Origin of the sequence: Streptacidiphilus jiangxiensis (genome assembly GCF_900109465.1) — a bacterium.
GTDB classification, from domain to species: domain Bacteria; phylum Actinomycetota; class Actinomycetes; order Streptomycetales; family Streptomycetaceae; genus Streptacidiphilus; species Streptacidiphilus jiangxiensis.
The window spans coordinates 244885-256139 of sequence record NZ_FOAZ01000016.1; the positions used below are offsets into that span (position 1 = coordinate 244885).

At 75.3% G+C, this 11255-nt stretch carries 10 protein-coding genes; 5 read left to right on the forward strand and 5 right to left on the reverse strand.

The annotated features are described in order from the left end of the window. The 3 genes from BMY61_RS28255 to BMY61_RS28265 all read right to left on the reverse strand — a co-directional run bounded on the left by BMY61_RS28255 (position 1) and on the right by BMY61_RS28265 (position 2238). Positions 1–483 (reverse strand): hypothetical protein, encoded by a 483-nt coding sequence (locus BMY61_RS28255; protein WP_042451365.1) that lies wholly within the window; start codon positions 481–483, stop codon positions 1–3. Positions 484–658: 175 nt separating this feature from the next. After that, positions 659–1327, reverse strand: a complete 669-nt coding sequence (locus BMY61_RS45330; protein WP_042451363.1) for an SCO2400 family protein — start codon at positions 1325–1327, stop codon at positions 659–661. Between the two features lie 131 nt (positions 1328–1458). Then, complete coding sequence (locus BMY61_RS28265; RefSeq protein ID WP_236656136.1) at positions 1459–2238, reverse strand: AraC family transcriptional regulator; 780 nt, start codon at positions 2236–2238, stop codon at positions 1459–1461. A gap of 55 nt (positions 2239–2293) precedes the next feature. Here BMY61_RS28265 and BMY61_RS28270 point away from each other — a divergent pair, with 55 nt between their 5' ends. Further along, complete coding sequence (locus BMY61_RS28270; protein ID WP_042451562.1) at positions 2294–3481, forward strand: MFS transporter; 1188 nt, start codon at positions 2294–2296, stop codon at positions 3479–3481. On the opposite strand, the gene BMY61_RS28275 is transcribed toward BMY61_RS28270, so the two are convergent. Both BMY61_RS28275 and BMY61_RS28280 read right to left on the reverse strand, forming a co-directional pair. Beyond that, the gene (locus tag BMY61_RS28275; protein ID WP_042451361.1) at positions 3472–3900 is read right to left on the reverse strand and encodes a large conductance mechanosensitive channel protein MscL; all 429 of its coding nucleotides are present in this window, start codon (positions 3898–3900) and stop codon (positions 3472–3474) included. The genes BMY61_RS28270 and BMY61_RS28275 overlap by 10 nt on opposite strands. Before the next feature lie 32 nt (positions 3901–3932). Then, a complete protein-coding gene (locus BMY61_RS28280; protein WP_042451360.1) occupies positions 3933–6338 on the reverse strand; it encodes a LuxR C-terminal-related transcriptional regulator in 2406 nt (801 codons plus the stop codon). A gap of 394 nt (positions 6339–6732) precedes the next feature. Here BMY61_RS28280 and BMY61_RS28285 point away from each other — a divergent pair, with 394 nt between their 5' ends. The 4 genes from BMY61_RS28285 (at position 6733) to BMY61_RS28300 (ending at position 11151) form a co-directional block, all read left to right on the forward strand. Beyond that, positions 6733–8916: an ATP-binding protein gene (locus BMY61_RS28285; protein ID WP_075004096.1), complete on the forward strand. Its 2184-nt coding sequence runs from the start codon at positions 6733–6735 to the stop codon at positions 8914–8916. 21 nt (positions 8917–8937) lie between these two features. Then, positions 8938–9150, forward strand: a complete 213-nt coding sequence (locus BMY61_RS28290) for a PTS glucitol/sorbitol transporter subunit IIA family protein (RefSeq protein WP_042451356.1) — start codon at positions 8938–8940, stop codon at positions 9148–9150. Positions 9151–9232: 82 nt separating this feature from the next. Continuing rightward, complete coding sequence (locus BMY61_RS28295) at positions 9233–9832, forward strand: DUF1707 SHOCT-like domain-containing protein (RefSeq protein WP_236656134.1); 600 nt, start codon at positions 9233–9235, stop codon at positions 9830–9832. Between the two features lie 128 nt (positions 9833–9960). Next, positions 9961–11151 (forward strand): hypothetical protein, encoded by a 1191-nt coding sequence (locus BMY61_RS28300; RefSeq protein ID WP_143094551.1) that lies wholly within the window; start codon positions 9961–9963, stop codon positions 11149–11151. Positions 11152–11255: the final 104 nt, after the last annotated feature.

Below are 11255 nucleotides of genomic sequence, written 5' to 3' on the forward strand. Positions count from 1 at the left end.
TCAAGGCGCCTTTGCCGCAGTCCGGTTCATGCGCCAGGCGAGGACCAGGCCCAGTAGTGCGGTACCGGCCCCCACGGCCTCGGCGACCGCGGACGCGGTCTTCTCCGGGAACCAGATCGGCTCGTACATGTCCGGCAGCGGCCCCACCGCCCCCACCTGGACGTACCGGTACAGCAGGACCGCGGCCAGCCCGCCCGCCGCGACCAGGAAGGCGAAGAGCCATGCGGCCCGTCGTCGCCGGGCCACCAGGACGAGCAACGCGGCCAGCGCCGCGGCGGCCGCCTCGACGCGGAACAGCGTGCCCTGGCTCACGCTCGCCCGGATCGAGTCGTATGCGGGCGCGAGATCCGCGTGGACGTAGGCATCCACCGCCAACGCGGCGGCTGTCACCACGGCCAGCGCCCAGAGCAGCGCGGGTGCGGCACGCCGATGCTGCGCACGCCTCGCCGTGGGAGCCGCCGACGTCTCGTCCGTGACCGGCATGGGGACCACCTCCACCGCCCGGGAGTGCGGGAATGGGGCCGGGCGAGTGCTTCGCCTGGTCCTACGCACCTCGCGCCACGACGGTTCAGCCGACCCTCGGGTCAACGCGAACAGGAAGCCCAGGCGGTCCAGGCGGTCCAAGCGGTCCAAGCGGTCCAGAAAGTCCAGGAAGGCGTCAGCCGCACCAGAAGAGGATCGGGTGGCAGGTGGAGGACGGGGACGGCTTGGTGGAGGGGGTGCCGCCCGTCGTGCCGCCGTCCGTGCCCGAGCCGGCCGTGGAGGCGCCTCCCGTGGAGCCGGTGCCGCCGGAGGAGCCCGGTGCGGGGGAGCGGGACGCGGTCGGTCGGGCGGAGGCGGAGGCCGTCGCCGAGGCCGAGGCGGAGGGGTGCGGATGGTGGGTGGCCCGGCGGTGGTCGCCGGCGGAGCTGGCCGTGGGCGTGACGGACGGGACGGCGCCGTCCGGCGCGGTGGCCGAGGCGCCTCCGGCGGTCGAGCCCGCGTCGAGGGGTGGCGGGCCGGGGTTGCCGGAGACGTTGGCCATCGCCACGCCCGCCGCGGCGATCACCAGCACGCCGACGCCACCCAGCAGCACCCCGCGCCGCCGCTTCGCGGCCCGGCGGCGCTGCTGTTCCCGCTGCTCCGCGCGTCCACCCCGGCGCGACTCGTCCGCGCCCGGCTCGGTCGCGCGCAGTTCGCCCGGGTGCGAGTAGGCCACGGTGCGCGCGGCCTCGACGCCCGTCGCCTCGGTGGGCGGGACGGTCGGCAGGTCCGCGGCGGCGGTCCCGCAGCCGGGGCAGGAGTACGCGCCGTTGAGGTGGCGGCGACAGGTGGGGCAGAACTTCATGCGGTCTTCCGTGCAGATGAGCCCATTGATCGGTACCTGGCGAGCCTAGGAGCACGGTGACGGGGGTGACAGCTCGGACAGGTGAGGCTTCTGCGGAGAAATCGTGCAGGTAGGGCCCCTCGTGTTTGCCGTCAGGGCAGAGCGCGGTGACGGGACGGAGTGGTCCCGAACGCGGCACGGAACGCCTCGATGAAGGCGCTCGGGGTCGCGTAGCCGCAGGCCGTCGCCGTGGCGGTGACGCTGCGTCCGGAGGCCAGCTGGTCCAGGGCGTGGTGCAGGCGCAGCCGGGTGCGCCACTGCGGGAAGGTGAGGCCGGTCTCGGCGCGGAAGAGCCGGCTGAGGGTGCGCTCGCTCGCTCCGACCGCGGCGCCGAGCTCGCCCAGCGACCGGGCGTCGGCGGGATCGCGGTGCAGCAGCGCGGCGACCGCGCGCAGCCGGTCGTCCACCGGGGCGGGCAGGTGCGTCGACAACCGCTCGGCGTGGCCGAGCTGGTCGGCCGCGGCCTGCCGGAGCGTGGCGAGCTGCGCCTCGGTGGAGCCGAGGTCCGGCTCCGCGAGGGCGGCGACGAGCTCGTGCAGCAGCGGGGTGACCACCAGGACCGCGGGCTGTGCGGCGCCGACGGGGTCGATCTCGGCAGGGAACGAGAGGGAGCGCATCCGGGTGGGCGTCCGGGCCACGTGTGCGTGGTCGGTGAACGCGGGGATCCAGACCGCCCGCTGCGGCGGCACGACCCAGCTGCCCGCCGCGGTCTCCACCTGCAGGATGCCGCTGCCGGGGTGGATCAGCTGGTGCCGGTCGTGGTGGTGCCGCTCGATGCGCTCGTGCTGCGCCAGCTCGTCGAGGGTCGCGTCGGGAAGCTCCCGACGGGGGGTCGAGCGGCGCGAAGCAGGACTTTGGCGGTTCGACGACACAACAGGGCAGTTTATCGAAAGCCCGCACCCGCACGCGGCGGCCACGCTGGTGGCCATGACCACCACCGTCGCACCCGGAAACCCCGCCACGGCCGCGCCCTCGCCCTGGCGTCGCATGCGCGTGTGGGGCGCCGCCCACGCCGTCGACGACCTCTACCAGGGCCTCGTGCCGGCCGCCGTCCCCTACTTCGTCCTCGACCGCCACTACGGCTATCTCGCCGCGACCGGCCTCACCCTGGCCGCGACGCTCGGCAGCGCCGTCCCGCAGCCGTTCCTCGGCCTGGCCGTCGACCGGTTCCGGCTCCCCTGGCTGGCCGGTGCGGGGGTGGGCCTGGCCGGGCTCGGTCTCGCGCTGGCGGGACTGGTCGGGCCCTACCCGGCCGTGTGGTGCCTGGTCCTGCTCTCGGGTCTCGGGGTGGCGATGTTCCACCCGGCCGCGGGCAGGGCGGCCCGAGTGGACGCGGGCGACAGTGCGGCGGCGATGAGTGTCTTCGCGGCGGGTGGCAGCGTCGGCTTCTTCCTGGCGCCCGTGCTGGCCACGCCCGCGCTGGCGGCCTGGGGAGTCGGCGCGCTGGCCCTCTTCCTTCCGCCCGCAGCCCTGATGGCGTTCGTGCTCCTGGCTCGGGCCCGCCGTGCGCAGCTCGCGCCGCCCAGGGCCTCGGCCGCGCACGGCGCCGACCGCTGGGGCCCGTTCGCGGTGCTGACCGGCGTGGAGGTGCTGCGCTCGGTGGCCTTCTTCGGGCTCAGCACCTTTGTCGAGCTGTACTGGCTGCGTGACCTGCACGCCTCGCGTGCCCTGGCCGCCGCGGCGCTGACCTGCTTTCTCGCGGGCGGGGTGGCGGGCACGCTGACGGGCGGTCGGCTGGCCGACCGCTGGGGGATGGTCCGCACGATCCAGTGCGGCACGGCCCTGGTGCTGCCCTTCCTGGCCGCGCTGCTGCTGGTGCCGGGGGCCTGGCCGCCGCTGCTGTTCGCGCTGCTGACCGGCGCCGCGCTGAACCTGCCGTTCGCGGTGCTGGTCAAGCTCGGCCAGGACTACCTGCCGACCCGCCCCGGCACGGCGGCCGGGGTCACGCTGGGGCTCGCGGTCAGCGTCGGCGGGCTGATCGCCCCCGGCCTCGGCCTGATCGCCCAGGCTCACGGCCCCCGTGGCGCGCTGGTCGCGCTCTGCACGGTCCCGCCGGCGGCGTTGCTGCTGGGTCTGCTGCTGCCGGAGCCGCAGCCCTCGGGCCGTCAGGCCTGAGGCGGCTGGTCCGAGCCGCAGTAGCGGCACTTGCTCGCGGCCGCGGGGATGTCCTCGGACAGGCAGGCCGGGCAGGTCTTCGCCGGGGTCGGGTCGCCGAAGACCGTCACCCCGCGACGGGCCTGCACGTGCTTGTAGGGGATCACGATCAGCGCGTACACGACCGCCATGAACACCACGAAGTAGACGATCGCCGAGATGAAGGCGCCGAGGTTCAGGTAGGTGGCGACGTTGCCCGGCCGGCCGAGCTGCCAGCCGAGGCCGACCGCGCCTCTGCCCTGGATCCGGGTGATGATCGGGTTGATCACGAAGTCGGTGAACGCCTTGATGAGCGTGCTGAACGCCAGGGCCACGATCAGGCCGATGGCGACCACGACGACGTCGCCCCGCATCAGGAAGTTCTTGAATCCTCGCAACATGCACGGGGTCCTTCCCAATAAATCGGACGATCTCACTCCGATTCGCTCGAACGGAGCATCGGCCCACCGTTCGGCGGGGTGAGCGCGGCCGGGATCTGCGTGCGGGAGACGATCGCGAGCTTGGCGAGGATCCGCTCGACGTGGGTGTCCGCGGTGCGCTTGGACATCACCAGCCGCTCGGCGACCTCCCGATTGGAGAGCCCCTGCGCGACCAGCCCGGCCACCTCGCGCTCGCGCGGCGTCAGCGTCTCCGGCGACGCCGCGCCCGGCAGGACGAAGGCGCCCTTCGGCCGCGCGGCCGGGGTTCCGGCTGACGTTCCGGCGGAGGATCCGGGCGCGGTCCCCGCCGCGGGGGCGGACGGTGGGGCGGCGGGCAACGGCAGCTCCGCGTCGGCCCGCAGCGTCGCCAGGACCTGGGCGGACGTCAGCCGCGAGCCCGCCTGCTGCAGGCGGGCGAACTCCTGCGGGCCGAGCGCGGCGGCCACCAGCTCCGCCACGCGCTCCTGCTCGTCCAGCAGCGACGGCAGCATCGCCACCGGATCGCCGGACAACCGCCGGTTGTGCTCGGCGTAGCCCAGCAGCCAGGCCGCCTGGGTGTGGCGCCCGCGTCCCGCCGCGTGCCAGCCCAGGCCCAGGCAGGCCAGCGCGCCGATCAGCGCCTCGCCCACCTCGTCCGCCGCCGACAGGCCCTGGCGCAGCGACTCGACGCTCGCCTCGTGCTCGCCGGCCAGCCATTGGATGACGCCCTGCACGGTGAGCGTCGAGGCGCGGAACTGGCGGTCGCCGGAGCCCTCCAGGTGCCGCAGGCCCTCCGCGCACCACTGGAGCGCTCCGGCGGTGTCGCCGAGGACGGCCCGCAGCAGGGCGCCCTCGTAGTGGACGACGGCCATGCCGAGCCGGTCGTCGGCGGCCACGATCCGCGACCGGGCCGTGTCGAGCGCGGCCAGCCCCGCCTCGACCTCCCCGCACAGGGCCAGCAACGCGCCCTCGTACGCCTCGGCGAAGAGTGCGACCCGCGTCTCGCCCACCCGCTCGGCCACCTCCCGCGCCTGCGCGAACCGCTCGGGCGCGGCGCCCAGATCGGCGGTCCACATCGCGAACATGCCCGTCAGCAACCGGCCCCAGGCGCGCTCGGGGCAGTCGGCCGGGGCCAGTGCGAGGCCCTTCTCGATCCAGAAGCCGCCCTCGGACAGCGTCCCGGCCGCGCGCCACAGCGGTGACAGCTGGGTGGCCAGCCACAGGCCCTCCTGCTCGCGGCCCGGCGTCGCGTACGCGTAGCCGATCGCCGCGCGCAGGTCCGGCAGCTCGGCGCGGACGACGGCGTAGTGCGGGAGCTGGGCGGGCGTCAGCAGCTCGTCCCAGAAGCGGCGGCCCAGCTCCTGGAAGTGCGCGAAGTGCCGGGCCCGGACGGCCGCGTCGTCGTCCTGCTCGGCCAGGCGCTCCGCGCCGTACTCGCGGATGGTGTCCAGCAGGCGGTAGCGCGAGCCGTCCGGGCCGGTCCGCTGGACGACGGACTTGTCCACCAGCCCGATCAGCGGCTCGAGGAACCGCTCACGCCGCAGCTCGCCGCCGGTGCAGACCTCCTCGACGGCCGGGATGTCGAAGGATCCGGCGAAGACCGAGAGTCTGGCCCACAGCAACCGCTCGCGCGGTGTGCACAGGTCGTAGGACCAGTCGATGGCCGCGCGCAGCGTCTGGTGCCGGGACCTGGCGGTGCGTCGGCCGCCGGTGAGCACCTCGAAGCTGTGGTCCAGCCGCGCCGCGAACTCCGCGAGCGGTGCGGCGCGCAGCCGCATCGCGGCCAGCTCCAGGGCGAGCGGCATCCCGTCCAGGCGCTCCACCAGCGCCAGCAGCCGGCCCCGGTTGGCGTCGGTGACGGCGAACCGCGGATCGGCGGAGGCGGCCCGTTGGGCGAACAGTTCCAACGCGTCCTCGGGCGCGAAGGGCGCGAGGGCGAGGCAGCACTCGCCGGGGACGTCGAGCGGCTGGCGGCTGGTCGCCAGCACGCTGACCTCCGGCGCGCCCTGCAGCAGCAGTTCGCACAGCTCGGCGCAGGCGTCGAGCAGGTGCTCGCAGGTGTCCAGGACGAGCAGCAGCCGACGCCGGCTCAGGTGCTCGACCAGCGCGTCCGTCGGCGCCATCCCGGACTGCTCGGGCAGGCCGAGGGTGGCGGCCAGGGTGGTCGGCAGCAGCTCGGGGTCGCGCAGGGCGGAGAGGTCCGCCCACCAGACGCCGTCCGGCATCCGGGCCTGCCACGGCCGTGCCGCGCGTAGCGCGACCCTGCTCTTGCCGACGCCGCCCGGCCCCACCAGGGTGACCGCCCGGCTGCCGGCCAGGGCCCCCTGGACGGCGGCGACGTCGGCCTCGCGGGCGACGAAGCTGGTGAACTCCATCGGGAGCCGTCCCGGGCGGCGCGGTCCGTGACCGGTGTTGTGCATGGGCCGTGAGCGTACCTACGGACACCCGGTCGGAGGGTGTCCGTTCACCCGCGCCGGTGACGGATGACCGGAACCGTCCGGACCGGTTCCGGACAGGGACCGGTGTGGTGGCGCGTCCGACCGGCTCGGGGTGGTTCGTGTCCGGTCCGTGGCGTGGCGCGTCCGGATCGTACGGAGGCATCACTACGTACGTATTCGCTCTCCCGTTCGTACGGATCGCTGTCTCGCGTCATGCGTCGATGTCCCGCGACACCGCCCGCCCGATCCTCGCGTTGGATCAGCCGTGACGCGCGGAGACCGCCGCCCCGGAGGGGCCCGAAACGTTTCAGCGCGCACCCCCGCCGGCGTCGGCCCGCGGGGAAACGGGGAACGGGGGTCGAGAGGGATGACGAGGGTGACCTGGAACGGGACAGCGGGCACGGACGGGCCGTGGGCCGAGCCGTGCGCCGCGCGGCCGCTGATCGGGCGGGAGCGCGAGTCCGCGCTGCTGCACGGGCTGCTCAGCCGCCACCGGCTGGTGACGGTCACCGGACCGGTCGGGGTCGGCAAGAGCCTGCTGGCCGTGACCGCACTGCGCGCCCGCTCCCGGGTGACGGCGACCGCGCTGCTCCTCGTCCGCGTGCCGGAGCTCGCCGCCTTCGGGTCCGGCGCTCCGTGGCCGGGCGTTCCCGCTCCTGCCGCCGGTGGCGGCCGGACCGCCGCGCAGCGGCTCGTGGCGGCCGTGCTCGCGGTGCTCGGCGGCGAGGCCGAGCTCGACGCGGCCGGTGAGATCGGCGCCGCACTCGACGCGTTCACCGAGGCCGTCTCCGAGCCGGAGCACCGCGAGCCGGTGCTGCTGCTGGACGACGTGGACGCCGTCCAGGCGGGCGCGCTGCGGCTGGTGGCGCTGCTGCTGCGGCGCTGCCCGGTCCTGCGCGTGGTGGTGACGGCGCGGCGACCGCTCGGGCTCGGGGACGAGCGCGTGCTGCGGCTGGCGCCGCTGCCCGTGCGGTCCGGGCTCGGCGCGCCCGCGGTGCGGCTGTTGCTCGAACACGCGCGCACGGTCCGGCCCGGGCTGGTGCTCGACGCGGCGGCCTCGGCCGCCCTCGTGGAGATCTGCACGGCCCTGGACGGTCTGCCGCTGGCGCTCACCCACGCGGCGCGGCAGCTGGACAGCCTGGAGCCGGTCGAACTGGCGGAGCGGCTGCGCGAGCGCGGCCGACTCGGACTCGGCGACCCGGCGGCCGACCTCCCCCGGCACCGGACGTTGCGCCGGGCGCTGGGCACGGTGGAGGCGCAGTGCGACCCGCGCGACCGGATCGTCTGGAGCCGCGTCGGGATGTTCGCGGGGTCCTTCACCGAGGAGTCGGCCGCGGCCCTGTGCGCGGGCGGGGGCGTCGACGCGGAGCAGGTGCCGGCATGCCTGGTGCGGTTGGTCGCGGCCGGGGTGCTGGTCCCGCTGGGCGACCCCGCCGGGGTGCGCACCGCGCGGTTCGGGATGTCGCGGCTCGCGGCGGAGTTCGCCCGCGAGCGGCTGGCCGAGGCGGGCGGGACGACGGCGGCCTGGGACCGGTTGGCCCGGCACGTGGTCCGGATCGCCGCGACGGCCGGGAGCCTGTGGGACTGCGGCGCCCAGGCCCAGGCCGTCGAGCTGGTGCAGGACGAGCGGCCGAACCTGCTCGCGGTGCTGCGCCGACCCGCGGCGACGCCGGAGCAGGCGGACGCGCTGCTGCCGGCGGTGCTCGACCTGTGGTTCTGGTGGGTCCGGCACGATCCCGACGAGGGCCGCCGTCTGCTCGGCGCCCTGCTCGCACGCTGCTCGGGCGCGGAGGCGCTGGTGCACCGGGCGCAGTGGCTGGCGGTCTGGCTGGGTGCCCGCGTCGAGGTCGGGACCGTCGGTCTCGACCCGCTGGGCGCGGCCTGGGCCGCCGCGCTGCTGGCCGACGACCGGGCGGGTGTCGGCCGGATCGCCTTCGTCCAGGCCCTTGCGGCCTGGCGCGACGGCGATCCGGAAGCGGCGGTCCGGCTGCTGCGCGAGGCGGTGGAGCTGGTTCCCGGCTACGCCCCGGGCGGCCCGTCCGCCGCGACGGTCCTGGCGGTCCTCGCGTTGGTGGAGGCCGAACACGCGCCGCGCAGGGCCCGCCGGTCGGCCTGGCGCGCCATCACCTGGGCGGGCGGGAGCGGCGACGGCTGGTCCTGCCGGCTCGCCCGCCACGCCCTGGCGCTGCTCGACGCCCACGCCGGCCGCCCCGGCCCGGCCGCCCGCCGGGCCCGCCGGATGCTCGCCGTCCAACGACCGGACCTGCCGACCCCGCCCGGCACGGCCGCGCTGCGCCGTCTGGCCGAGGCGGTGGCCGCGCAGAACGTGGGCGTGCGGGAGGGTGAGGGCGTGGAGCCCTCGGCCGCCTCCCGCTCGCGACGAGCGGGCCGGGTGGACGCCCGAGACGCGGTGCCGCTCCCGCCGCCGCCCGGTCGTCCCGCGGCGGTTCGGTCGGAGGTCTGCGGTGCGCTGCGGGACGTCGCGGAGGAGCGGGTGGGCCTCCGGCCCGCCGAGCAGGGCCGGATCGGCGGGGCGCAGCGCGCGTCCCGGCGGAACTAGCGGACCGGAGGGAGCCCGACCATGGCCGCATCGCACCCTCCAGGAGGGCTGCCCGAGCTGTGCACCGCGCTGGCCCTGCACGTGGGGGACTGGCTGGAACTGGACGGCAAGCCCTGGCAGATCACGGATCTGCGGTTCCGCTGCGACGGCGGCCGGGTCGTGCACCTGGCCGGCCGCCCGCCGTTCACGATGGGTCCGCGCAGCGCCCTGCCCGTCTACCGCCACGACCGCTGAGTGGTCGGTCGCGTCGAGCGGTGGCCGCCGGGTCGGAACGCTTGGCAACGCGACTGTCGCGATATATCGTGAGCCTGTCGGGGTGTTGCCGGAGCGAGAGGGCGAGCGGATGCCTGGCGAGATCGTCACCGTCGGCGCGGCGGGGCTGAAGGCCGCGCACGTCGACCGCGACCATGCGATCGAGCGGCTGCGCGCTGCCGCGGCCGAGGGTCGGCTGACGTCGGAGGAGCTGGACGAGCGCGTCGAGGCGGCCCTGACCGCCCGCACCTTCGGGCAGCTGGCCGCACTGACGGCCGACCTGCCCGAGAGCGACGACGGCGTCGCGGTCATCCGCCAGGTCACCGGCAAGGTGCGCCGCGAGGGGGCCTGGGAGGTGCCGGCCGTGATGGACCTGCGGCCCGCCTGGTGCGACGTGACGTTGGACTTCACCCAGGCGCGCATCGTCCACCCGACGCTCCACCTCGCGCTGGACATGAAGGGCGGTGCGCTGCGCCTGATCACCAGGCCGGGCGTGGTCGTCGACGCGACCGCGCTCACGCTCCAGTTCGCCAAGACGAAGCTGCGCCCGGACGCGAGCCCCTCCCCGGCCGACCTGCGCGAGCCGCTGCTGCGGATCCGGCTCACCGGCGCCCTGCACTTCGGCAAGGTCGTCGTCCGCCCGGCGCGGCGCTTCGGTCGCTGACCCTCGTCACTCCGGGTCGACCTGAGGTGCCGACATGTCGGCTGACGGGGTGAATATCCGTCACCCGTCGTGATCTTGGCGGCGCGTCGCTCCCTTGACCGTTCAATCACCCCCGCAGGGTCGGGGACATGGACGGAACGAAGAGGAGTGTCGTGCCGAGGAACGGTCTGCTGCGGCGTTCGAGGGTCCGGATGGTCGCCGGCCTGGTGCTGGCGTCGGTCACCACGATGATGGCGGCGGCCGGTCCGGCCGCCGCTGCCTCCGGTGGGGACTACGGGCTCTGGGCCCTCGGTGGAGGCGGCGGCTCGGTCGCCTTCCCCGTGCGGGGTTTCCCGCAGGCCTCGTTCACCACGACGAGCACCAGCCCGTCCACCCCCAGCGGGTCGAGCACCTACCTGAACGACTCGACGCCGTTCGGTGCGGAGTTCGGCAGCTCCAGGAACCACGACTACCTGCTGGTGCGCACCGCGCGCGGAGGTGCGCCGTCGGCCACCACGGTCACCTTCGACTCCCCGGCACCGGCCGGGCGTTGGGGGTTCGCCCTCGGGGACATCGACGCCGACCGGGTCCGCATCGAGGCCGTCGACGAGAACGGCGTGGCGGTCAGCGGATCCGAGTTCGGCTGGCAGGGTGCCTTCAACTACTGCGCCTCGTCGCCCCGTCCGGGCAGCTGCACACGAGGGCCGTTCACCGACGAGCCGGTCTGGCACGCCGGCTCGCACACCCTGACCGGACACGTCGTGGACACGGACGGCGCGGCGGGCTGGTTCCGGCCCACGGTGCCGATCCGTTCGATCACCTTCGAGTTCTCGGTGCAGTCCGGCATCCCCGTCGGCCAGATCTGGATGGCGGCGCTACCCGGACCGGAGACCACGCCCTCGCCCAGCCCGTCGACGCCCACGGTGATCCGGCTGCCTGCCGAGCGGGTCGAGCTGCCGAGCGGGGCCTCCTCCGTGCCGATCCCGATCTCGCTGGTCGAGGGCCTGCCCGCGACGCACGTCGTGGTGGAGAAGCAGCCCGAGCACGGAACCGTCCACCTCCACGGCAGTGAGCTGGTCTACCACCCCGAGCCCGGCTGCCCGCGCGGCGGAGTCGACCGGCTCACCTACCGGGCCCACAACCGCAAGGGTCAGACGGCGACGCGCCGCGTGCGGATCGCCTACCAGGCGTGCGAGCCCCCGACCCTGGCCCCGACCGGCGCCGACCCGCACACCCTGCTGCCGCTCGCGCTCGGCGCGGCGGGCCTGCTCGGCGTCGGCGGCGCGCTGCTGGTCGTGGCCCGGCGCCGCAAGGACGCCGGGCACGCGGACAGCGAGTGAGCGTCAGGCGGTGACGGTCCAGCCGGGGACGGGGACGGCTTCGCGCAGGGCGCGGGTGTATTCGTGTTCGGGGGTGTCGAGGATGCGTTCGCAGTCGCCTTGTT